General features: G+C 47.6%; 21 protein-coding genes and 1 other annotated feature. Of the genes, 10 read left to right on the top strand and 11 right to left on the bottom strand.

What is annotated here, in order from left to right; translation table 11 throughout:
* Positions 1–74: 74 nt before the first annotated feature.
* The gene (locus MY7_RS12485) at positions 75–1,379 is read left to right on the top strand and encodes an NCS2 family permease (RefSeq protein ID WP_029326244.1); all 1,305 of its coding nucleotides are present in this window, start codon (positions 75–77) and stop codon (positions 1,377–1,379) included.
* Positions 1,380–1,410: 31 nt separating this feature from the next.
* Here the strand turns inward: MY7_RS12485 and MY7_RS12490 are convergent, their stop codons facing one another.
* Together MY7_RS12490 and MY7_RS12495 are read right to left on the bottom strand one after the other, a co-directional pair.
* On the bottom strand, positions 1,411–2,571 hold the full coding sequence (locus tag MY7_RS12490; protein ID WP_007613190.1) for an ABC transporter permease: 1,161 nt from the start codon (positions 2,569–2,571) through the stop codon (positions 1,411–1,413).
* On the bottom strand, positions 2,568–3,272 hold the full coding sequence (locus MY7_RS12495; RefSeq protein ID WP_014418670.1) for an ABC transporter ATP-binding protein: 705 nt from the start codon (positions 3,270–3,272) through the stop codon (positions 2,568–2,570). The genes MY7_RS12490 and MY7_RS12495 overlap by 4 nt, the downstream gene beginning before the upstream one ends.
* A 280-nt stretch (positions 3,273–3,552) precedes the next feature.
* Between MY7_RS12495 and MY7_RS19310 the strand changes: the two genes are divergently transcribed.
* Positions 3,553–3,774, top strand: coding sequence for a DeoR family transcriptional regulator (locus MY7_RS19310; RefSeq protein ID WP_003152337.1), 222 nt, complete (start codon positions 3,553–3,555; stop codon positions 3,772–3,774).
* A 127-nt stretch (positions 3,775–3,901) separates the two neighbouring features.
* Here the strand turns inward: MY7_RS19310 and MY7_RS12500 are convergent, their stop codons facing one another.
* Together MY7_RS12500 and MY7_RS12505 are read right to left on the bottom strand one after the other, a co-directional pair.
* The gene (locus MY7_RS12500) at positions 3,902–4,621 is read right to left on the bottom strand and encodes a pseudouridine synthase (RefSeq protein WP_007613195.1); all 720 of its coding nucleotides are present in this window, start codon (positions 4,619–4,621) and stop codon (positions 3,902–3,904) included.
* A 55-nt stretch (positions 4,622–4,676) separates the two neighbouring features.
* Entirely contained in the window at positions 4,677–6,314 is a 1,638-nt protein-coding gene (locus tag MY7_RS12505) for a putative polysaccharide biosynthesis protein (RefSeq protein WP_007613197.1), read from the bottom strand.
* Between the two features lie 206 nt (positions 6,315–6,520).
* Here MY7_RS12505 and MY7_RS12510 point away from each other — a divergent pair, with 206 nt between their 5' ends.
* Together MY7_RS12510 and opuD are read left to right on the top strand one after the other, a co-directional pair.
* Positions 6,521–7,786, top strand: a complete 1,266-nt coding sequence (locus tag MY7_RS12510; protein ID WP_007613200.1) for an NAD(P)/FAD-dependent oxidoreductase — start codon at positions 6,521–6,523, stop codon at positions 7,784–7,786.
* A gap of 179 nt (positions 7,787–7,965) precedes the next feature.
* Entirely contained in the window at positions 7,966–9,501 is a 1,536-nt protein-coding gene (gene opuD, locus MY7_RS12515; RefSeq protein WP_007613202.1) for a glycine betaine transporter OpuD, read from the top strand.
* A 35-nt stretch (positions 9,502–9,536) separates the two neighbouring features.
* On the opposite strand, the gene MY7_RS12520 is transcribed toward opuD, so the two are convergent.
* The gene (locus MY7_RS12520; protein ID WP_003152309.1) at positions 9,537–9,719 is read right to left on the bottom strand and encodes a sporulation protein Cse60; all 183 of its coding nucleotides are present in this window, start codon (positions 9,717–9,719) and stop codon (positions 9,537–9,539) included.
* A 200-nt stretch (positions 9,720–9,919) separates the two neighbouring features.
* On the opposite strand from MY7_RS12520, the gene MY7_RS12525 reads away from it, so the two are divergent.
* Genes MY7_RS12525 through melA form a run of 5 tightly spaced genes read left to right on the top strand, consistent with a single transcriptional unit; the run spans position 9,920 to position 15,314 of the window.
* On the top strand, positions 9,920–10,945 hold the full coding sequence (locus tag MY7_RS12525; RefSeq protein ID WP_007613205.1) for a LacI family DNA-binding transcriptional regulator: 1,026 nt from the start codon (positions 9,920–9,922) through the stop codon (positions 10,943–10,945).
* Positions 10,946–10,986: 41 nt separating this feature from the next.
* Positions 10,987–12,264: an ABC transporter substrate-binding protein gene (locus MY7_RS12530; RefSeq protein WP_029326245.1), complete on the top strand. Its 1,278-nt coding sequence runs from the start codon at positions 10,987–10,989 to the stop codon at positions 12,262–12,264.
* Positions 12,261–13,175: a carbohydrate ABC transporter permease gene (locus tag MY7_RS12535; RefSeq protein ID WP_007613207.1), complete on the top strand. Its 915-nt coding sequence runs from the start codon at positions 12,261–12,263 to the stop codon at positions 13,173–13,175. Before MY7_RS12530 ends, MY7_RS12535 begins: the two co-directional genes overlap by 4 nt.
* Positions 13,172–13,993: a carbohydrate ABC transporter permease gene (locus MY7_RS12540; RefSeq protein ID WP_007408803.1), complete on the top strand. Its 822-nt coding sequence runs from the start codon at positions 13,172–13,174 to the stop codon at positions 13,991–13,993. The genes MY7_RS12535 and MY7_RS12540 overlap by 4 nt, the downstream gene beginning before the upstream one ends.
* A gap of 22 nt (positions 13,994–14,015) precedes the next feature.
* Positions 14,016–15,314 carry an alpha-galactosidase MelA gene (gene melA, locus MY7_RS12545; protein ID WP_007613208.1) on the top strand — a complete coding sequence of 433 codons (1,299 nt, stop codon included), beginning with the start codon at positions 14,016–14,018 and terminating at the stop codon, positions 15,312–15,314.
* A 36-nt stretch (positions 15,315–15,350) separates the two neighbouring features.
* Here melA and MY7_RS12550 read toward each other — a convergent pair whose 3' ends face one another.
* The 4 genes from MY7_RS12550 to MY7_RS12565 all read right to left on the bottom strand — a co-directional run bounded on the left by MY7_RS12550 (position 15,351) and on the right by MY7_RS12565 (position 19,514).
* The gene (locus MY7_RS12550) at positions 15,351–15,827 is read right to left on the bottom strand and encodes a GNAT family N-acetyltransferase (protein ID WP_080266219.1); all 477 of its coding nucleotides are present in this window, start codon (positions 15,825–15,827) and stop codon (positions 15,351–15,353) included.
* A gap of 83 nt (positions 15,828–15,910) precedes the next feature.
* Positions 15,911–16,222, bottom strand: a complete 312-nt coding sequence (locus tag MY7_RS12555) for a rhodanese-like domain-containing protein (protein ID WP_007613212.1) — start codon at positions 16,220–16,222, stop codon at positions 15,911–15,913.
* Positions 16,223–16,338: 116 nt separating this feature from the next.
* Positions 16,339–18,753, bottom strand: a complete 2,415-nt coding sequence (gene leuS, locus MY7_RS12560; RefSeq protein WP_007613214.1) for a leucine--tRNA ligase — start codon at positions 18,751–18,753, stop codon at positions 16,339–16,341.
* Between the two features lie 109 nt (positions 18,754–18,862).
* Positions 18,863–19,076 (bottom strand) — a binding site (T-box leader).
* Positions 19,077–19,178: 102 nt separating this feature from the next.
* On the bottom strand, positions 19,179–19,514 hold the full coding sequence (locus MY7_RS12565) for a DUF4257 domain-containing protein (RefSeq protein WP_015418038.1): 336 nt from the start codon (positions 19,512–19,514) through the stop codon (positions 19,179–19,181).
* Positions 19,515–19,902: 388 nt separating this feature from the next.
* Here MY7_RS12565 and MY7_RS12570 point away from each other — a divergent pair, with 388 nt between their 5' ends.
* A complete protein-coding gene (locus MY7_RS12570) occupies positions 19,903–20,688 on the top strand; it encodes a PAS domain-containing protein (protein ID WP_007613218.1) in 786 nt (261 codons plus the stop codon).
* 41 nt (positions 20,689–20,729) lie between these two features.
* Here the strand turns inward: MY7_RS12570 and MY7_RS12575 are convergent, their stop codons facing one another.
* Together MY7_RS12575 and MY7_RS12580 are read right to left on the bottom strand one after the other, a co-directional pair.
* A complete protein-coding gene (locus MY7_RS12575) occupies positions 20,730–21,914 on the bottom strand; it encodes an MDR family MFS transporter (protein WP_007613224.1) in 1,185 nt (394 codons plus the stop codon).
* 196 nt (positions 21,915–22,110) lie between these two features.
* Entirely contained in the window at positions 22,111–22,830 is a 720-nt protein-coding gene (locus tag MY7_RS12580; protein ID WP_007613225.1) for a YwaF family protein, read from the bottom strand.
* Between the last annotated feature and the right edge of the window lie 73 nt (positions 22,831–22,903).

The following is a 22,903-nucleotide window of genomic DNA, read 5'->3' on the forward strand; positions in this document are numbered from 1 at the left end:
AAGACTTGCAAAATGTCGATAAAACGAATAATATAGATGATGTTTTGAAAAAATGTTCGTCATTGGAGGTACTTATGTTTCATCTCGACAAGCATCAAACGACAATAAAAAGAGAAATTACCGCGGGATTGACCACCTTTTTCACAATGGTGTATATCATTGTCGTCAATCCGGTAATCCTTTCCAATGCGGGAATTCCGTTTGACCAGGTGTTCACCGCGACGATTATCGCTTCCATTGTCGGAACTTTATGGATGGCTCTCGCTGCGAATTTTCCGATCGCCATTGCCCCCGGCATGGGCTTAAACGCGTATCTTGCCTTTCACGTTGTCGGCACAGGCAGCGGCATTACGTATCAGACGGCTTTCAGCGCCGTTTTTATCGCGGGAGTCATCTTTATTATTTTATCGTTAACGCCTTTAAGAAAACAACTTATAGAAGCGATTCCGGACAATTTAAAATACGGAATTACGACCGGCATCGGCTTATTTATCGCTTTTATCGGCTTACGCCAATCCGGAATCATCACGGCTGATAAATCTAATCTGGTCGCACTCGGCGATCTTCATTCGCCCGCCGTCATTTTAACGCTTATCGGACTTATCATCAGTATTGTACTGATGGTGCTGAATGTAAACGGGGCTCTGTTCATCGGAATGGCGCTGACCGCCGTCATTGCCTTTTTGACCGAACAGATTCATTTCGCGAAAGGATTCATGTCCTTCCCGCACCTGCCGGAGGGGCTTTTGATCACAAATCCGTTCGGAGCCCTCGGGGATGTCGTGCATCACGGTCTGTACGCCGTTGTGTTTTCTTTTCTTCTCGTTACGATTTTTGACACGACCGGCACCATGATCGGTGTCGCCGAACAAGCGGGACTGATCAAAAACAATCAGCTGCCAAATGCCAGAAGAGCGCTTTTGGCTGATTCAACCGCTACGACGGTGGGAAGCATCTTCGGCACCAGCCCGACGACCGCGTTCGTTGAATCTTCAGCAGGTGTGGCGGCCGGCGGAAGAACGGGTCTGACGGCGCTGACGATTGCCGTTATGTTTGCCGTTTCCATGTTTTTCAGCCCGCTTGTCAGCGTCTTATCGGAAGTGTCCGCGATTACGTCACCGGCTCTGATTATTGTCGGCAGCCTGATGATGGGTGCGGTATCGAATATCCGTTGGAATGAGCTTGATGAAGCGTTCCCGGCCTTTCTCGTCATTTTGGCGATGCCTTTAACGTCCAGTATTTCAACCGGAATCGCACTCGGCTTCATTTCATATCCGCTTGTTAAAGCAGCTAAGAAAAAATGGCGCGAAATCCATCCTTTAGTCATCATCTTCGCCATATTGTTTTTTATTCAGCTTTTTATTTTGAACGGACATTAAGAAAAATCCCTTTCCTTTTGGAAAGGGATTTTCACATATAAAGAACGGAAAGAATCGCGGCAATGAGACACCAGGCGGAACAGATGACTTGTATGACGGTTAATGCGCTGTTTCGCGCCCTGAAATAGTCATCACTGTCTCTCTTGATACCGCTTAAAACCGGTTTATCCGTGATCCGGTCAAATAAAAGCGACGCGGCATAGCGGCTGACGATCGCAAACAAAATGAGGACTGCCGGCTTCACTAAGAGCGGAAGAACGAGAATAAGAGCCGTAAAAGCCGCGGTTAAAAGGTAAAGCTGCCGGAGATACCCGCCGTTTCGGATCAGCACTTTAAAGAACAATTCTTTCCACGCCGTATACGCCGACCGTTTTGTAAAGATGTGCTTGGAGCCGGGATATAAAAACGGCTTGCTCCGCCCTTTATTTTTACCATTCGGGAGCTGCACATCATGGCTGAGCATCAAAACAAAGGCCGCGAATGAAAGCTTGCGCCTGTTCTCCTCAAGCACTTCTTCCTCAAAGGCTGATAATGTCTCCGTCCCTTTCCAAGTCAAAAGAGCGGAACAGATGAACAATATACATCCCGCCGGACAAAGCCAATACCATTCGGCGGCAAAGACGATCATGAATAACGCACCCGCCATCAGAACCATCACTTTCAGCCAGCCCGCCGCCTGGTTCCCGAATGTCCGCCTGCTGTTTTTTCTGTGCCGATGTACGGCTAATATCGCGGTATGGAAGCCGAACAGACAGCAAAACATACCTGAATATGCCGGTAAGGTACAGTCACCGTACTGGCGCCATAAGGGAAATAACAATACGGCAAGCGCACCCCATTTGATAAGGGAAAGGAGCATCGAATACAAAAGCGCGTACCGTTTCAGCTTTTGCATCAGATGTTTTGCATGCACCAAAAATACGTGATCCGCTTCCAGCAAAAAGGTATGAATAAAACCCGTGCACAACATCAGGGCACTGAATACATACAGCCAGCCCCATCCTAATACTCCTGCCGCTCCATTAAAAAGCCCCCTGCCGTTCAGCCAATCAGCATATTGATAAACGGCAAATGCGGCAGCGGGAAGAACGATATACAGCGCGACCGTCCAATCAATGACCGTCTGAAACACCTTCCATTGATACCGCCAATAATGAAACAGCCTTTGAAAAAACAAAGCCCGCCCGGTCATCGCTGACTGCTCCGAACCGCTGAATAAAAGCAATCCAGCAGTGAACGGCTCCCCGTTTTTTCCTGAAGCTCCTCTAACGTGCCTTGAAGAAGCAGAGCGCCCTGATCCAGCAAATAAAAGCGGTCGCAGATTTTTTCCGCCGTATCCAGAACATGAGTGCACATCAAAATCCCCGCGCCCCTTTCTTTCTCAGCAATCAGCATGTCGGTAAACAGCTTCGTTGAGATCGGATCAAGTCCGATAAAAGGCTCATCAATGATGTAAATATCCGGCTTCGCCAAAAATGCCTGTATGAGCATCAATTTTTGCTGCATCCCTTTTGAAAAACCGGAAGGCAAATCATGTTTTACAGACGTCAGCGAAAACTCTTCAAGCAGCCGCCCTGCCCGCTCACGGCATTCTTCCCCTTCTATACCCCGCAATGACCCGGTCAGCTCGAGGTGCTCCCAAAGCGTCAGTTCATCGTAAAAACTCGGACGCTCCGGTATGTAAGCATAAGATGAATCATTCCACTCAATACCGCCTTCTATATCCCGGGACAGCCCGAGAACCGCCTTTATCACTGTGCTTTTTCCCGCGCCGTTCGCTCCGATTAAACCGGCAATTTCACCAGCGTTGACTGACAGAGATACATCAGAAATCACCTTCGGCCTGTCAGCATAACCGGCGCAGACAATGTTTGCATTCAATAATTCTCCCAAACTTCTCACTCCCCCGTTTTCATACGGACATGTATAAAAAAAGTTTCAGTTTCCATAATAATAAAAGCGGACCGGGCATAGTAATGCACCAAGGCGGCACCTATTTGGAAAAAATTATCTGCGCTTATTCCTAGATTCATGTTGTCCATATCGTGTATAATGGAGTCAGTTAAAAGAGAAAAAACAGAATGTCATCCTTTGTTGCTTATTCGTACGAAGTTTTAGAGTCGAAAGTTGTGGTATATCAAGTCCATCCGATCTTATGATAGGGAGTGGTTTTTTGAAACCTTCAACAAATCGTATGCTGACTCGGATTAAATCAGTTTACATGTTCATCCAGGAAAAAGGCCTTGTGACAACACAGGAACTGGTTGATGAATTCGGCATTACACCTAGAACCATTCAGCGAGACTTAAATGTGTTAGCATACAATGATCTTGTTCATAGTCCTAGCCGAGGCAAGTGGGAGACAACACGAAAAAAAGTGAAAATTACATCTTAAGCGAACAATTACATAAGGCCCTTTTCGGCCTGACATGCTGCAAGGCAAAGCAGCGTCTTTGCCTTGTTTTTTGTTCCTCTATATAAAAAGCCCAAAACAAATCTGTTTTGGGCTTTTCTGATATCGATTACACTTCAGCGCCTCTCAGCGTTTCAAGCTCCTCTTCAGTCAGCTCGCGGAATTCTCCCGGTTTAAGATCCGGGTCAAGAGAAACAGCCCCCATCGAAAGCCGCTTCAAATAAGCCACTTCATTTCCGACAGCCTTTGCCATCAGCTTCACCTGATGATATTTGCCTTCTGTAATGGTCAAGTGAATCACCGTTTCATCCGGGCTTTCTGTAATGATTTCAACGGCTGCCGGCTTCGTCTTATAGCCTCCTTCAATGACGACGCCTCTTTCCAGATGAACGATGTCTTCCGGTGACAGAGGTGAAATTAATCGGACCTCATATGTTTTGGGCACATGCTTTTTCGGAGAAAGCAGGCGATGAGCGAGCTGCCCGTCATTGGTCAGAAGCAAAAAGCCTTCCGTATCCTTATCAAGACGTCCCGCCGGAAACGGTTCAAATCGCTGTTCTTCAGGCGTCAGCAGATCAACCACCGTTTGCTGGCGGCTGTCTTCTGTAGCGGACAGCACTCCTTGCGGCTTATTCATCATGACATAAATAAATTCACGATAGTCTGCCGGCTCTCCGTATACCGTGATGTCCTGTTTTTCCGGATCGACATGGGTTTTCACATCTTTCGCCGGCTCTCCGTCAATCATGACAGCCCCAGCCTTGACGATTTTTTTCACATCTTTTCTTGAGCCGAATCCGCTGTTGGCAAGCAGCTTATCAAGTCTCATCCTGATCCTCTCCTTTAAAAAGAAAAGCCCGCGATAAGCGGACTATTCATTATTCTTAATGGGCGGAATGCCTGCCTCTCCTCAAAACGCGGGGCAGACGGTTCCCAAACATTTTCTGTAAAAATCCGATTCGGTACGCGGCAAACATGTACACCGCACCGCCGACAGCGGCGCAGACAAAGACGACAATCGCCGCATGCACCTGGCCGCTTTGGTATGTTACAAAGAAGCTGAGCAGCCATTGAGTCAGCTTGACCGCGACTCCCATCACGACAGACAGGACCGCAATTAAAATGACCCGTTTCATAAGTACCGTATACGAATAGCCCGCATGGCGCTTAATCATGATAAAACCGTACAGAAGAGAAGCGATATAACCGAGCGCCGTTGCCAAGATGGCCCCGTCTCCCTGAAACAGCTTGATCAGCGGCACGTTCAGCACCACTTTTATAATGACGCCGATGAAAAGGCTCACGACAGCAAATTTCTGCTTATTAATCCCTTGCAGGATCGCCGCGTTTACGGTAAACAGAGAAAACAGAATCGCGACAGGCGCGTACCAGAACAATATATCCTGTCCGATATCCGGGCGAAGGCTTTCAGAGCCGTAGAAGAACGTATAGGCCGGACCCGATAACACGGACATCCCGACAACAGCGGGAATAACCAAAAACAGAATGATTTGCATCGTCTGGTTAATCTGCTGGTTCAAAAGCTTATAATTCCTGCTCGTAAACGATTCAGTAATCGTCGGAATCAGCGTCAGACCGAAAGCGGTCGCCAGAGAAACCGGGATCATCACAAGCTTCGGCACATAAAGGGTGACAATCGCTAGCATGTCCTGACTGATATCTTTATGACCCGCCGCAATCATCGCTTTATTAAACGTATTCGTATCGATATACGAATACAAAGGAATCGCCAGTCCGACAAATACGTAAGGAGCGGCATAACTGAAAAGCTCAATGAACATTTTTTTATAACTTAAGTTTGCAGACGGGACGAGATTCGGCTTCATCGCCAGAAGATCGCCCTTCCGCTTATTCCAGTAAATATAAAGGACGACAAGCCCTCCGAATGATCCGATCAGCGCCGCGAAAGTCGCGTATCCGACTGCGATGACAAGGCCGCCGTTGATCACTCTTAAAATCAAATACGTGGCGCCCAATAAAAAGATGATCCGGGCAAGCTGCTCCACAACCTGTGAAACGGCTGTCGGCCCCATCATCTGATGACCTTGGAAAAAACCGCGCACAAGACTCATAATCGGCACGACCAAAAGTGCCAGACTGACCATCCGGATAACATAAACGACGTGGTCAATCGTAAGTCCGTTGTTACTCGTGCCGCCGAGAGATGTTTCCGCAAAAAACGGCGCCGAAATATAAAGAATTGAAAAAGCGATCATCCCGGTTACGAGCATAACCGACATTCCCGCTCTCAGCATCCGCCTGCTCGTCTCATAGTCTCCCTTGGAATTATATTTCGAGACAAATTTTGAAACCGCGGCGGGAAATCCCATCGTGGCAATGTTTAAAAACAGTGTATATTGATTATATCCGTATTGAAACAAAGCTCCGCCCGTCGCTCCGACCATCGCTCCGAACGGGATCAGATAAATCATCCCTAAAATCCGCGATATATAGGTGCCGAGCGTCAGCACGAACGTGCCCCTTAACAATTTGCTTGACATGTTTCCTCATCACCATTTTCTACGAAGATTCAACTTTTCTATTTTAACACAACTGGGCAATTAGACGGTAATAATTACAGCGGGAAACTTTTTGGGAAAACTCTTTAAAAACAAAATACGTTTAAGGATTCCCTTTCTTTCGCTATAATAGCAGAAAGCGGACATTTCCGCCTATTATACGTGAAAAAGAAAGTTGTTGATGAAATATGAAACACTATGACGTGATTGTGATCGGCGGCGGCCCGTCCGGTTTAATGGCTGCGATTGCCGCAGGCGAAGAAGGGGCGGACGTATTATTAATCGATAAAGGAAACAAGCTGGGACGGAAGCTGGCGATTTCCGGCGGCGGGCGCTGCAACGTGACCAACCGTCTCCCCGTTGAAGAAATCATCAAACACATCCCCGGCAACGGCCGCTTTTTATACAGCGCGTTTTCCGAATTTAATAATGAAGATATCATCGCCTTTTTTGAAAAACTCGGCATTCAGCTGAAAGAAGAAGACCACGGGCGCATGTTCCCGGTGACGGACAAAGCGCAAAGCGTTGTCGATGCGCTTTTGAACCGATTAAAACAACTGAATGTCACCATCCGCACAAATGAAAAAATCAAAGAGGTGCGGTACGAGAACGGCAGGACAGCGGGCATTACGACAAACAATGACGAACACATTAACGCAGACGCCGTCATTATCGCGGTCGGCGGAAAATCAGTCCCGCATACCGGCAGCACCGGAGACGGCTATGCATGGGCGGAAGCGGCCGGTCATACCGTGACCGAACTCTTTCCGACGGAAGTGCCGGTTACGTCGTCAGAACCGTTTATTAAACAAAAAACACTTCAGGGGCTGTCTCTTAGAAACGCGGCCGTCAGCGTCCTGAATAAAAAAGGCAAACCAATCGTCACACACGTGATGGACATGCTGTTTACCCATTTCGGCTTGTCAGGCCCCGCCATTCTCCGCTGCAGCCAATTTGTCGTCAAAGAACTGAAAAAGCAGCCAGAGGTCCAACTCCGCATCGATCTGTTTCCCGGCATCAACGAGGAAGAGTTATTTCAAAAGATGCACAAGGAACTGAAAGACGCACCGAAAAAAGCGCTCAAAAACGCGCTGAAGCCGTGGATGCAGGAACGGTACCTGCTTTTTCTTCTGGAACGGAACGGTCTTGATCCGCAGACAAGCTTTACGGAACTGCCGAAGGATCAATTCAGGGCTTTCGTCAAAGACTGCAAACAATTTACGGTTGCCGCTGACGGAACGCTTTCTTTGGACAAAGCGTTTGTCACAGGCGGAGGTGTTTCCGTAAAAGAGATTGAGCCGAAACAAATGGCGTCAAAAAAAATGGAAGGCTTATATTTTTGCGGAGAAATACTCGATATCCACGGCTATACCGGGGGCTACAATATCACTTCAGCCTTTGTCACGGGGCGTCTTGCCGGTTTGAATGCAGGACGTTTCTCACGCTCGCTCTAAATGGTTTAAAGCGCACTTACCTGAGCGTCCCCGTTGATAATTGACCAAAAACATGATAGAGTTTTCTGCGTTTTGTTTCACCTGATTGAGGGAATAGGAAGAAAGGAATGATCTGCAATCGTACGACCATACTAAAACAAAATGGCGTATTGAAAAAAATAGTCAGAGGGTGAGAACGTTTGAAGAAGAACATCTCCAGTGTTTTTTGGATTGTGATTGTCATCACAGCCGCTGCGGTTTTATGGGGGGCCATTTCTCCTGACAGCCTGCAGCAAGTCACTGATACGGCACAAAAATTTATTACGGATTCTTTCGGCTGGTATTATCTGCTGGTCGTTTCTATATTTGTCGGTTTCTGTCTCTTTCTCATTGTAAGTCCGATCGGCACAATAAAACTCGGAAAACCCGGGGAAAAACCGGAATTCGGCTTATTATCATGGTTTGCCATGCTTTTCAGCGCAGGCATGGGAATCGGTTTGGTATTTTACGGGGCTGCGGAACCGATCAGCCATTACGCCATCAGCTCTCCCTCAGGTGAAACAGAAACGCCCCAAGCATTTCGTGATGCGCTCCGGTACACATTTTTCCACTGGGGGCTGCACGCTTGGGCCATCTATGCGGTTGTCGCTTTATGTATCGCATATTTTCAATTCAGAAAAGACGCGCCCGGTTTGATCAGCAGCACACTGACACCGCTTTTGGGCGATAAAGTAAACGGGCCGATCGGCAAAGCGATTGACTGTATCGCGGTGTTTGCGACCGTTGTCGGTGTGGCGACAAGCTTAGGGCTCGGAGCGACTCAGATCAACGGCGGTCTGCATTATTTATTCGGCATTCCGAAAACATTTTCTATTCAGCTGATCCTGATCGCTGTCGTGACCGTGTTATTTTTGATTTCTGCATGGAGCGGAATCGGCAAAGGGATTAAATACTTAAGCAATACCAACATGGCGCTCGCGGCTATTTTAATGATCTTTATGCTCATTGCAGGCCCGACGGTGCTGATTATGAACTCATTTACCGATTCTATCGGCCAATACATCCAAAATATCGTGCAGATGAGCTTTCGCTTGTCTCCGAATGATCCCCAAAAACGCGAATGGATTAACAGCTGGACCATTTTCTATTGGGCCTGGTGGATATCCTGGTCGCCGTTTGTCGGCATTTTTATCGCCCGTGTATCAAGGGGCCGGACGATCCGGGAATTTTTAATCGGGGTGTTGGTGACACCTTGTATATTGGCTTTCTTATGGTTTGCGATCTTCGGTGTATCCGCGATGGATCTTCAGCAGAAAGGCGTATTCAATGTCGCAGGAATGTCAACGGATACGATGCTGTTCGGCGCACTCAGCCACTATCCGCTGACAATGGTAACATCCGTATTAACGCTTGTTCTGATCGCTGTATTCTTTATTACATCAGCGGATTCAGCGACATTTGTGCTTGGAATGCAAACGTCTTACGGCTCATTAGACCCTTCAAACCGGGTGAAAATCATCTGGGGCATTATCCAGTCTGCCGTAGCAGCGGTTTTATTATATTCCGGCGGTCTTGCCGCACTGCAAAACACGGCCATTCTCGCCGCGGTTCCGTTTTCAGTCGTGATTCTTCTGATGATTGTGTCTCTGTACAAGTCATTAGCGAGCGAGCGAAAAGGAATCAAACAAGCGGAGAAATACCAAAAACCGAGAAGTCCCCGCGTCAAAAAAGCATAATGCACAAAGAAGCCCGGCATTTCGTCCGGGCTTTTTTATTTTCGGTATAAAATGAGAGCGGAAAAACAATAAAGCTGCTCACCTTCAGGATCACAGGCCGCCGCTACCGTATATTTAATATCAACGAGCTGTTCATCAGAAATCCCCTTTAAAAATGTATTGACTTCAGTCTGCAGATCCTTTTCATGCTCCTCATCAAAAACAGCTATCTTCAGCACATCACCCTCTCCTTTCTCTATCAATTTATTCCGGTTCAATTGAAATATGATAGAGAAAAACAGATTTTCTTTTTTACTGATTTTTACTAAAAGTAACCGAAAATAGTTATTGAAAACGCTTACTCACGTATGATAATATCACTTTAACAATAACCAGGTCATTGCTGTTTAGTAAATATTTAGTAAAAAGGAGATGCGAAATGGTCCGTCTCAAAGATATTGCCTTACAGGCATCTGTATCCAGCGCGACAGTATCGAGAATTTTGAATAAGGATGACTCTTTAGCCGTGACTGATGAAACAAGAGAAAAAGTTCTGAGGATCGCTGATGAGCTGGGCTATCAGCCGTCGGCAAAAAAACGGAAGAACCGCAGCCGCAGCGATTCAGCGCCCCTGATCGGCGTTGTCAGCTGCCTGTCACCCGAAGAAGAACGGCAGGATCCTTATTTTTCAGCGATCCGTAAAGGCATTGAGGAAGAATGCTTTCGGCAAAAAGTTTTTATCACATCTTCTATCCATCTCGGTTCTTTTCAAGAGCATATGTTTCACGAACTGGACGGCGTGATCGTAATCGGCAGCCTGCAAGACGAGGCGCTTACGAATATCAGCGCCGCTTTCAGGCACGCGGTATTTGTTAACGGCACCCCCGATCCCGCCCGCTACGATTCCGTCAGCGTGGATTTTTATGCCGCAGCGCAAAAGGCGATAGAACATCTTCTGTCGCTCGGTTACCAGCGGCTCGGTTATATCGGCGGCCGGGAGCGGGAGCATACCGTCATAGACGGTGTAAACAGCAATGAAACGATTGAGGATAAGCGTCTGACCGCTTTCTTACAAATGGCCGGCGCCGAGCCGGAGCATGTACTGATCGGCGAATACAGCATGCACGAAGGGTTCCGGCTGATGAATGAAGCCATCAAAGGCGGAAGTCTCCCCGATGCCTTTTTTATCGCAAGTGATTCGATGGCTGTCGGCGCTTTAAAAGCCTTGCAGGAAGCCGGCCTTCAAGTCCCGCGCGATACGGCGGTTGTCAGCTTCAACGGAATTGATGAGGCAGAATACGCCAGCACGCCGTTATCAACGGTAAAAGTATACACGGAAGAGATGGGCCGGACGGGTGTCAAATTGCTTCTCGACCGTTTAAACGGCAGAACCGTCCCGCTGGCCGTGACGCTCCCCACTTCATTGATTGTCAGACAAAGCTGCGGCTCACAAGAAAGGAGGTGACGTGTCCCGCAGCGTTTATATCATATTTAAAGGAGGAAAAGATGAAACGCTTACTGGCTTTGTTTCTTTCTTTTACTTGCATGATCCTTCCCGGCTGCTCGGCAGAACAGAGCGGCGCCGGAGAAAAGCAGAAAACATTGACAGTCTATTCCACCATATCCTCAGACAGCGAACGCGCCGTATTCAGAAAGTTGGCTGATTCATTCCAAAAAGAACATCCGGACATTCAAGTAAACGTTCATTTCCCAGGCAATGACTACGAAAATATGATGAGGGTCAGAATGGCAGCCGGTGACATGCCCGACCTTTTCGACACACACGGCTGGGCCAAAATCCGCTACGAAGAATATACCGCCGACCTCAGCGGCATGTCTTGGACGAAGCGGCTCGATCCGAATTTAAACAGCATGCTCAAAGACGCCAAAGGCAGAATATACGCCTTCCCTCTGAATCAGGCAAAGGACGGACTGGCCTACAACCGCACGCTGTTGGAAAAATACGGAATAAAACCACCGGAAACAATGGATGATTTTATGAAGGCATTGAGACAGATTAAAGAAAAAAGCGGCGGAACAGTCACCCCCTTCTGGTTTGCCGGCTATGAGAAAAGCTCATTTGCCCAATATTACGATCAATTCGCCGCACCGCTTCTCATCACAGATCCCGCACACCGTTACAAAAAACAACTGTTAAACGGAACCTTCCGCTGGACACACTTCACCTATTTATCTGACAAACTGAAAGAGATGCAAAAGGAAAACCTGCTCAATATAGATGCCGTGACGGCAAAACGGTCCCAGCTCATTGAACTGATGGCGCAAAACAAAATCGCCTTTACGCTGCAGGGCGGCACCCTCGGCCAAGATGTCGCTCAAATCAATCCGAAGGTAAAAGTCGGCATCATACCGACCCCGGCCGTCCACAAGGGAGACGCGCCGGTTTGGATCGGAGGCGAACGTTACACGCTGGCGGCGTTCAAGGATTCCCCGCGGCTTAAAGAAGCGAAACAGTTTATCGCATTTATGGCCCGCCCCGAGCATGCAAAATCAATTGCCGAAGCGACCTCGCTTCCGGCCGGATTAGTGAATGTGCAAACGGACATTTTCTACGCAAATGACTATAAGCGCTATCAGCATATTAAGGTGCAGCCTTATTTTGACCGCCTTTATTTGCCGAACGGAATGTGGGATGTGATGGGAACAGCCGGGCAGGAGCTGATGGCCGATATCTTAACCCCCGCTGAAATTTCAGCGAAACTCGGCAGGGAATATAAGCGGCTCCGGCTTCAATCTGATTCACAGGGAGCTGAAAAAGAATGAGTGATCTTGCAAGAGAAACCCAAGGATTTCAACATCAAAAGCCGGTAAAACCCGCGTCACTATGGTGGATGTACGTTCCCGCTCTTGCCACGGTTTTTATTTTCATGATTTTTCCGTTTGTCAAAGGCGCTTTTATCACATTTACAAACTGGAACGGCTTCTCACAGACGCATCAATGGGTGGGGGTCACTCAATATAAAAGGCTTTTTACAGATCCGGACACGTGGCTTGTTGTGAAAAACACTTTGCTTTACGGCATCGGAAGCACTTTTTTTCAGAATATGCTCGGACTTTTATATGCGCTGCTTTTGAATCAGAGCTTAAAAATGAAGGCGCTCACAAGAACGATCGTCTACTTGCCCGTCATTATCAGTCCGCTGATAATGGGATACATTTGGTATTTTATTTTCTCATATGACGGGGGTGCGCTGAATGATGTGCTTGCCGCACTGGGAATCGGTCCTGTCAACGCCTTGGCAAGCCCTGCGGCAAACCCGTGGATTATCGTCATGATTAACACGTATCAATACGCAGGCATTGCGATGATTGTATATTTGGCGGGGCTGCAAAGCATTCCGAAAGATTATTACGAAGCTGCAAAAATGGATGGCGCGGGAGGTCTTCAGCCGTTTTTCACCATCACCCTGCCTTTATTGATGCCGGCTGTCACCATCAACATGGTCATCAATATCATCGGCGGGCTGAAGCTGTTTGATGTCATTTTCGCGCTGACCGCAGGCGGGCCGGGCAATTCCTCTCAATCGATGTCGACGTTTATGTATGATTTATATTTTAAACGGCAGGATGCGGGATATGCCGCCGCCCAAGGCGTGTTTATGTCCGTCATTATTCTTGTCATCAGCTTTTCGGCGCTCGTGTATTTCAAGCGAAAGGAGACGGAAATGTCATGAAAACAGCCCGAATGCGGATTTTTACGCTGTTGGCAGCCGTTATCTCGTGCGTTCATATTGTCCCCTTTTATATTTTGCTGACCACGTCATTAAAAGCAAAAGGAGACTACAGTTCAAAATGGTCGCTGCCATCCGCCTTTTCATTTCAGAATTTTCGTGAAGCATGGGAACGTGCCTCTCTCGGGCAATCCTTTCTGAACACGATCATCATTACAGCCGTTTCCGCCGCTTTGTTAATTTTCATGGGTTCGCTTGCCGCATATCCGCTCGCAAGAAGAAATACAAAGCTGAACAAAATCGTCTTTGGCCTTTTGATTTCAATCATGATCATCCCGCCTTTGACTTCCATGGTTCCTTTATACAAGATGGTCGCTGATGCAGGGCTGATCAATACGCATGCGGCAGCCATTCTCATTAATACTGCTGCATATATGCCGCTGACCGTTTTCTTATATTCAGGGTTTATCCGCTCTTCCATTCCGAAAGAGCTTGAGGAAGCCGCCAGGATGGACGGCGCGGGATTGATCAGGACTTTTTATACGATCGTGTTTCCTTTGTTGAAACCGATTACCGCAACGGTCTGCATTATTTCCTGCGTGTTTATCTGGAACGATTACCAATTTGCGATTTTCTTTTTACAAGATCAAAAGGTGCAGACATTGACCGTGGCCATGGCGGGATTCTTCGGCGAAAATGCGAACAATCTTCACTTAGTCGCCGCAGCCGCAATTATGGCGATGCTGCCGATGGTCGTATTGTTTTTGGCGCTTCAAAAATATTTTATCTCAGGGCTGTCCTCCGGGGCGGTCAAAGGCTGAGAAGAAAAGGGAGGAATTTCTGTTGAAGAAAATTACGTTTATCGGAGCGGGGAGCACGATTTTCGCAAAAAATGTACTGGGGGACTGCTTACTGACTGAAGCATTAAACGGGTTTGAATTCGCGCTTTATGATATTGACGCTGTACGGCTGAAAGAATCCCAGCTCATGCTGGAAAACATGAGAGACCGCTACAATACGAGTATATCCATCATCTCCTACGATGACCGAAAACAGGCGCTTACACACGCCGGCTATGTGATAAACGCCATTCAGGTCGGCGGTTATAAACCCGCGACGGTCATTGACTTTGACATCCCGAAGCGGTACGGTCTCCGCCAGACGATTGCCGATACCGTCGGAATAGGCGGCATTTTCCGTTCCCTTCGCACCATCCCCGTTTTATTTGACATCGCAAAAGACATGGAAGAGGTCTGCCCGGATGCGTGGCTGTTAAACTATACAAATCCGATGGCCTCTCTGACCGGAGCGATGCTCAGACATACAAATGTCAAAACGGTCGGCCTGTGCCACAGCGTCCAGGTATGTACCAAAGATCTGTTTGACTCACTCGGCATGGATCCCGAAGGTACGGAAGAACGCATTGCCGGCATCAACCATATGGCTTGGCTTTTGGAGATTAAAAAAGACGGAATTGATTTATATCCTGAAATCAAAAGACGGGCACGCGAAAAACAAAAGACGAAACATAAGGACATGGTGCGGTTTGAGCTGATGGATAAATTCGGCTGCTACGTGACGGAATCATCTGAGCATAATGCCGAATATCACCCGTATTTTATAAAAAGCCGGTATCCGGAGCTGATAGATGAATTCCAAATTCCGCTTGATGAATATCCGAAGAGATGCGCGGAACAAATCAACAATTGGGAAACGATGAGAGACGGCATCATCAACAACCAAAACCTGACGCACGAACGCTCAAAAGAATACGGTTCGAGAATTATTGAAGCGATGGAGACGGGCAAACCGTTCACATTCGGCGGCAATGTGCTGAATACCGGGCTGATACCGAATCTGCCGGCGAAAGCGGTCGTTGAAGTGCCTTGCACAGCCGTCAAAAACCACATTATGCCGTGCTATTCCGGCGAACTTCCGGAGCAGCTCGCGGCGCTCAACAGAACAAACATTAACACACAGCTTTTAACCATCGAAGCGGCCGTTACATTAAAAAAGGAAGCTGTATATCAGGCGGCCATGCTTGACCCGCATACGAGCGCCGAGCTTTCCATGAATGACATCATATCTTTGTGTGATGACTTATTCGAAGCGCACAAAGACCGGCTTCCGGCTTATCACTGATCATTCGCGATCCGGTCCTGGGCGGGCTGGATCGCTTTATATGTTCAGCACCAGTTTGACCGTCTGTAAATTGTGTCCTTTAAAATCTTCTTCAAATTCACATACCCATTGAAACCCTTTCGCTTGATAAAAGGACAAGGCGATGCGGTTCTCTTTTTCTGCATGGACATAAAGCTTTTTTACCCCGCCGGACTGCCTGATGCATTCTTTAAGGAGTGCCGTGCCTATCCCGTTTCCCTGGCAATCCGGGTCAATATAGATGGCGGTCAGCTCCGCATTTCCGTCTTTTTGAACCGGGGTGGCATTTGCAAAACCGAGCACTCGTCCCTCTTCTTCTGCCACAAAGAACAGAGAATGCAAGAGCCGGCGTTCCATTATCTCATCCTGATAGGCCGATTCGAGAAACTGATCCTGAATGTGTCCGGGAATAATCCCTTCATACGTATGATGCCAGCTGCGTTCTGCGACTTGCCGGACCTGTTTGATATCGTTTGTTTTCATCGCGCGGATCATCGGTTTCACCTGATTCGCCTCCCGTTTTTTTATAAAAAAAGAAGAAAAAGACGCACGTCCTTTTTCTTCTTCACTTCAAAGCGTTATTTCTTCGGCTTTGTTTCGCCTTCCCACTCCAGCATGCCGCCTTCAACATTAACCGTACGGAAGCCCTGCTCATGTAAATACATACAAACGTTCATGCTTCTTTTTCCGGAACGGCAGATAAATACATATTCCTTGTCCTTGTCTAACGCATCCATCTTCTCAGGGATGTCTCCCATGCGGATGTGAACGGCCTGCGGAATCATTCCTTCGGCAACTTCTTCGTCTTCTCTGACATCAATCAGATACAGCTCTTCTCCCGCTTTTAATTTTTCTTCCAGTGCGGCTGTGCTGATTTCATTTATTTTCAATGTGTGACACTCCCATTCATCTTTATGGTGTTAAGTATACCAAAGCCCGCGGTGCAATTTCTATGATAGAGGCCTGATAAAAAAGCCCCTCTCTGTAGGAGAGGGGCTTCGTCCGGTCAGTTTGCCACGATATTGACAAGCTTGCCCGGTACGGCAATGATTTTTCGGATCGTTTTTCCTTCAAGCTGCTCTTTTACTTTTTCGTCAGCTTGTGCGAGCTGTTCTAACGCTGCTTTATCAGCATCAGCCGGAACCATTAATTTCGCTTTTACTTTTCCGTTCAGCTGTACGACGATTTCCACTTCATCGTCCACCAGTTTTGATTCGTCATAAGCAGGCCAAGCCTCGTATGCAATCGAACCTTCGTGGCCGAGTTTTTCCCACAGTTCTTCGGCCAAATGCGGCGCAATAGGAGAAAGCAGCTTCACAAAACCTTCGATATAGTCTTTCGGCAGTTCATTCGCTTTGTAAGCTTCATTAATGAAGACCATCAGCTGAGAAATGCCCGTGTTAAAACGAAGGGCTTCGAAGTTTTCTGTCACTTTCATGACCGTTTCATGATAGACGCGCTCAAGAGTTTCGCCCGCGCCTTCTGTCACTTTGCCCGTCAGTTCGCCGTTTTCCTCGATAAACAAACGCCATACGCGGTCAAGGAAGCGGCGCGCTCCGTCAAGACCTGATTCAGACCAGGCGATAGATGCATCAAGCGGTCCCATAAACATTTCGTACAGGCGGAGCGTATCTGCTCCGTGAGACGCCACAATTTCATCCGGATTGACGACGTTTCCGCGGGATTTACTCATTTTTTCATTATTTTCCCCGAGAATCATTCCTTGGTTATACAGCTTTTGGAACGGTTCTTTCGTCGGCACGACACCGATGTCGTAGAGGAATTTATGCCAGAAACGCGCGTACAGAAGGTGAAGCACGGCATGCTCCGCTCCTCCAATGTAAATATCAACAGGCAGCCATTTATCCAGTTTCTCAGGTGATGCGAGCTGATCCGGATTTTTCGGGTCGATAAAGCGGAGGAAATACCAGCAGCTTCCCGCCCATTGCGGCATCGTGTTCGTTTCTCTTCTGCCTTTTTTGCCCGTTTCAGGATCAGTGACTTCCACCCACTCTTTAATGTTGGCAAGCGGTGATTCACCTGTTCCGCTCGGTTTGATCTCATCGGTTTTCGGCAGAATCAGCGGCAGCTCTTCCGCAGGAACGGCTGTTGACGTGCCGTCTTCCCAATGAATAACCGGAATCGGCTCGCCCCAATAGCGCTGGCGGCTGAACAGCCAATCACGCAGACGGTATGTCACTTTTTTCTCACCGTTTTTCGTTTCTTCAAGCCAGGCGATCATTTTTTCAATCGCTTCCGCTTTATTCAGTCCGTTCAGAAAGCCGGAATTGACATGCTCTCCGTCTCCCGTGTACGCTTCTTCTTCCGTGTTTCCGCCTTTTACGACTTCTTTGACAGGCAGGCTGAACACTTTGGCGAATTCAAAATCACGTTCGTCATGCGCCGGCACGGCCATTACAGCGCCCGTTCCGTAAGAGGCGAGGACATAATCCGCTATCCAGATCGGCAGCTTTTCTCCGTTTGCAGGGTTTACGGCATATGCGCCCGTGAAGACGCCCGTTTTTGTTTTCGCAAGATCCGTCCGTTCCAGATCACTTTTCGCCTGAACTTCTTTAACATAAGCGTCTACCGCTTCTTTTTGTTCAGGTGTCGTGATGGCCTCCACAAGCTCATGCTCAGGAGCCAGTACGGCATAAGCCGCGCCGAACAGCGTGTCCGGTCTTGTCGTAAACACCGTAAACGTGTCATCAGTGCCGTCGATCGCGAAATGCACGTTTGCGCCTTCTGAGCGTCCGATCCAGTTGCGCTGCATGTCTTTAATGCTTTCCGGCCAGTCAAGTTCTTCTAAATCTTCAAGAAGCCTGTCCGCATAAGCGGTGATTTTCAGCATCCATTGTCTCATCGGGCGGCGTTCAACCGGATGGCCGCCCCGCTCGCTTTTGCCGTCAATGACCTCTTCGTTCGCAAGCACCGTTCCGAGCGCCGGGCACCAGTTGACCGGCACTTCGTCTACGTAAGCGAGCCCTTTTTCGTACAGCTTGGTGAAGATCCACTGCGTCCACTTGTAATAGTCCGGATCAGTCGTATTGATTTCACGATCCCAGTCATAAGAAAATCCGAGCGATTGAATCTGGCGGCGGAAATTATCTATATTTTGTTTTGTGAACTCAGCCGGATCATTCCCCGTGTCAAGCGCGTATTGCTCAGCAGGAAGCCCGAATGCGTCCCATCCCATCGGATGAAGCACGTTGTATCCTTGCATGCGTCTCATGCGCGAAAGGATATCGGTTGCCGTATAGCCTTCCGGATGTCCGACATGAAGGCCGGCTCCTGAAGGATACGGAAACATGTCAAGCGCGTAAAACTTCGGCTTGTCATTCTCTTCACTGACGGCGAACGTTTTATGATCCAACCAGTAATTCTGCCATTTCTTTTCTATTTTTTCGTGCTGAAAACTCAACGTAAAAACCTCCTTCTGATTGAATACGGCGTATGTAGTCCAAGTATTGACGGGATGAGAAAGATTATATTCAGATTATTCTAAAACTAAAAAAAACTCCCTCATCCCAAAAAGGGACGAGAGATTTTTATTTCCCGCGGTACCACCCTCGTTAGCGCGGTTTTAAGCCGCACTCACTTGATACTTTTAACGCAGTTATGCGTCAGCGGTTTTGCCGCTGCAACTCTGAGGCGAGTTCGGAAACAGACTTGATTGACTTGCACCGGCCGTCAACTCTCTGATTGCAAAATCTGCTTCTTACTGCTCCTCTTCACTGTTCTTATCGCTACCGTAATCTTACCTGTATTTTATAGAATTCTGTTCATAAGTGCAAGCAGGTTTGTATACAATGGGAATGTACCCGGAACGGGTCATGAGCGGGGATATTATTTTGATGGAGGATTTTTTTGCTGGTGTGGTTTTGCTTCGGCCGAATCACTGTTTTGTTCTCTGACAAAATCAAAGCTCCTGAGAACAGCTTCTCCGCCGTAGCCTGCGATTATGGATAAGATGACGAGTTGAATTCCTGAATCGGGGTCAGCGGATAAGACAAGTAAGATGGAAGCAGCCATTCCGATAAAACCATCTTCCAAAAAACCGAGATAGATAAACCGCTTTGTCATTCTGGGTTTCTCCAGCCTGCCTCTCTTTTTCACATGACCGAGAACCCCCATGATGCCTCCAATTACACAAGCAATTATTACCTGATGCAGCATCTTCATCACCTTCCTAAAGCCCTTATTTAGTAAAGCGACTTCAGGCCATCCAGCCCCCTTACGAATACGATGATATTCGATATCTACATACCGGCGATTGAGCAGGAAAGTAAAAAGCTTGTTTCTTCCATTATATGTGAACACATGATCGGTAAGCTTGATGCATTAGATTCATTTTTCACCCAGTGACAATGACCTAGTCACTTACTTAGCGATGATGTGCCTTCCCCTTATATATTCAGTGTATATGAGGACAAGCCCGAATGACAAATTGCAAACTTCGGCTGCTTGAATCAGAACATATGTTATGCTACGGTTACTGTAGATTCATTTAAAAAGGGGAGAAACAACGGCTGAAAAAGCGCACAGCTTTACGGCCAAAAGGGGGTTTTACATGGCTGACTCAAATGTATTCGGAAAACTGGAGCAGCTGGAGCTTATCAAAAAGGCGCTTGATCACGCACGCATCGGCGTGGTGATTACAGACCCCTCTCTTGAGGACAATCCCATCATATATACAAATCAGGGATTTATGGATATGACAGGCTACTCTTCCGAAGAGATATTAGGTAAGAACTGCAGATTTCTGCAAAGCAAAGAAACCGACCGTCAAGAAGTCGCGAAAATCAGAAAGAGCTTAAACCAGAAAGAAAAGATCACGGTGAGGCTGAAAAACGTCAAAAAAGACGGCACCCCGTTTTGGAATGAACTCAACATTGATCCTCTGTATGTTGAAGACAAGCTCTATTTTGTCGGTTTTCAAAAAGACATCACAGAGCAGAAAGAATACGAAAAACTCCTTGAGGATTCCCTCGCAGAAATCACGACGCTGTCAACGCCGATTGTTCCGATCCGAAACGGCATCTCCGCTTTGCCGTTAGTGGGAAACTTAACGGAAGAACGATTTGATTCAATCGTGACAACTTTGACGGACATATTAACCGCATCTAAAGATGATTACTTAATTATAGACTTATCAGGTCTGGCCGAGGTAAACGAACAGACCGCAGACCGGATTTTCAAATTGCACCATCTGCTTAAATTAATCGGCACGGAATTGATTATCACCGGGATCAAGCCTTCCCTCGCCATGAGAATGAATCAGCTTGATGCCAGCTTTTCTTCATTAAAGACATATTTAAACGTTAAGGACGCGGTCAACGTGCTTCCGGTCGTATAAACAAAAAAATCCCGCCGAAACAGCGGGATTCTTTTATGTCGTCATCGCACTTGGACGTTTTGTTTATTAACGGTTTTCAAGCGTTTGTCGTACAGCACCGTCGCTGCGATGCTGACAACAAGAAGCACCATCAGGATCAACAGCAGCACGCTCATTCCGTACTGATCAACCAGCACGCCGCCAAGGAGCGGCCCGATCATTCTGCCGCCCGTCGCCGCACTGTTGACGAATCCTTGGTAAAACCCTTCTTTCCCCTTAGGCGCAAGCTGATTGGCAATGGTAGGCACGGCAGGCCAGACAAGCATTTCTCCGACGGTTAAAATCACCATTGCGGTGAGGTACATCGGAAATTGCTTGGCGCTGAGAAGCACGCCGAACGAGACGATAAAAATACAAAAGCCGATGACCATCTGCGTTTTTAACGCACCGGACCATTTTTTCAGAACAGCTCCTATGAGAGGCTGTCCGGCGACAATTAATATTCCGTTTACGGTCCAGAGCACACTGTATAATGAAAGCGGCATACCGATGCTTTGAGTATGTGACGCAACGGTTGTGGACCACTGCGAATAGGCAATCCACCCGAGAACATACCCGCCGCTCAATATGAGAAGCGCCGTAAATTTCGTTCTGCTGCTGACAGGCTCGTAGTCCAGAACAGAGACCTGACTCGCATTTCCGGTTTTGATATTTCGAAACCCGAAAAATACGATAAGGAAAAACAGCACATACAGCAAAGCATTGGCTAAAAACACGTACGTAAACGAGTACGCCGCAACCATCCCGCCGAGTGCCGAGCCCACGGCGACACCTGCGTTCTGAGCTACATAGATCGCATTAAAAGCTCTCCGCCCGCCTTCTTTCCATACCGCTCCCGCCATGGCGTAACTGGCCGGAAACACGATACCTGAACCGAAGCCGACAATGGTGAGCAGCCAAATGTATACGGGCCATTGGTGAAACAGAACGAGTCCGAGAAGACTAGCCAATGTGATCATAATGCCCAGCATAATGGATTTGAATCCGCCGATTTTATCAAACAAAAATCCGCCGCATAAATTCCCCGCCACACTGGCCCCGGAATTCAGCATCAGAACAATCCCCGCAACAGTCAGCGATTTCCCTAAATGATTATGAATATAGATCGTATTCAGCGGCCACAAAAAAGATGCGCCCGTCACATTGATAAACATTCCGATGATTAATATCTTCAAAGCGCGCGGCATACCGATCCCCCCTCTCTCTATAAAAAACCCCATGAAAAAACGGAAACCGCAAGCCGCGGCTCCGTATCGAACACGTTATCATAGCACATTCATTCTATCGCCGCGGACGTCTTTTTTCAACATCAGAATCTGAAAAAAATAATGCCGGAATGTTGAAAAAATTACAAATGATTGGATTCGCAAAAACAGGCCGGCCTCACGCTCTTTTCCTCAGCAGCCAAAACGGAATATACAGAATGAAAAAGCTCAATATCACCGCCGCTTCCATTGATAGAAGATACCACGGCCAAGGTCCGAATACGTTCAGAAGCGAAGCGGTCTTCGGTTTTTTCATTAAATATAGGTAATTTGCATTCAGCACACGATCAATAAAAAAGACACACGCCCCGTACAGATTTACGATCAGCACCGATACCCACAGCCCGCACGCCGACGGCCTGTACCTTTCTGAAGCAGCCATGAATAGACAGGTAAGAAAAACACAGCCGTGGGAGACGAAAAACACGATGTACCGAAAATGAGGGAAAGAATACGCCCCTAAGTCAGGTGTTGCCATCGCCTGTATGGCGCTGCCCAAACCGGCAAAATAGAGGAAGGCGAACAGTTTTTTGCTTTTTGTCATGACCATCAGCATCGCCAAATAGACGGAAAGGTCGCTCAGCTGCAGCGGCAGAGCTGTTTTCAGCGACCAGGCATGATGACATAGCAGCCATATATGATAGCTGATCTGCGACACGGCAAGGAGAATGAACAGTACATAGCGGAAAACGCAATTCGACCGGCCGTGGTTAAGCTTTTTCCGGAATACGATCACGCCCGCCCCCAGCAATCCGATGATCAACAGCGTGAAAATGTGTTCCTTGGAAAAAAGATGAAAAGCCCCTGTTTCAGGTTTCAATTGAAAATACTTCTGCATAAGGCTCCCCCGCGCGAAAAAATGACGTATGTCTATTCTTTTAAAAATCGCTTTCTTCTATTCATACAAAAAA

It is taken from the genome of Bacillus sp. 5B6 (genome assembly GCF_000259405.1).
Taxonomy (GTDB): Bacteria; Bacillota; Bacilli; order Bacillales; family Bacillaceae; genus Bacillus; species Bacillus velezensis.

Coding starts and splice junctions, on each gene's coding strand:
- MY7_RS12575 (WP_007613224.1), bottom strand. CDS start 21,914: ATGCCGCGCGCTTTGAAGATATTAATCATCGGAATGTTTATCAATGTG.
- MY7_RS12535 (WP_007613207.1), top strand. CDS start 12,261: ATGAGTGATCTTGCAAGAGAAACCCAAGGATTTCAACATCAAAAGCCG.
- MY7_RS12570 (WP_007613218.1), top strand. CDS start 19,903: ATGGCTGACTCAAATGTATTCGGAAAACTGGAGCAGCTGGAGCTTATC.
- MY7_RS12530 (WP_029326245.1), top strand. CDS start 10,987: ATGAAACGCTTACTGGCTTTGTTTCTTTCTTTTACTTGCATGATCCTT.
- MY7_RS12490 (WP_007613190.1), bottom strand. CDS start 2,571: ATGACCGGGCGGGCTTTGTTTTTTCAAAGGCTGTTTCATTATTGGCGG.
- MY7_RS12550 (WP_080266219.1), bottom strand. CDS start 15,827: ATGATCCGCGCGATGAAAACAAACGATATCAAACAGGTCCGGCAAGTC.
- MY7_RS12580 (WP_007613225.1), bottom strand. CDS start 22,830: ATGCAGAAGTATTTTCAATTGAAACCTGAAACAGGGGCTTTTCATCTT.
- MY7_RS12540 (WP_007408803.1), top strand. CDS start 13,172: ATGAAAACAGCCCGAATGCGGATTTTTACGCTGTTGGCAGCCGTTATC.
- MY7_RS12525 (WP_007613205.1), top strand. CDS start 9,920: ATGGTCCGTCTCAAAGATATTGCCTTACAGGCATCTGTATCCAGCGCG.
- MY7_RS12485 (WP_029326244.1), top strand. CDS start 75: ATGTTTCATCTCGACAAGCATCAAACGACAATAAAAAGAGAAATTACC.
- MY7_RS12510 (WP_007613200.1), top strand. CDS start 6,521: ATGAAACACTATGACGTGATTGTGATCGGCGGCGGCCCGTCCGGTTTA.
- MY7_RS12565 (WP_015418038.1), bottom strand. CDS start 19,514: ATGAAGATGCTGCATCAGGTAATAATTGCTTGTGTAATTGGAGGCATC.
- MY7_RS12505 (WP_007613197.1), bottom strand. CDS start 6,314: ATGTCAAGCAAATTGTTAAGGGGCACGTTCGTGCTGACGCTCGGCACC.
- MY7_RS12500 (WP_007613195.1), bottom strand. CDS start 4,621: ATGAGACTTGATAAGCTGCTTGCCAACAGCGGATTCGGCTCAAGAAAA.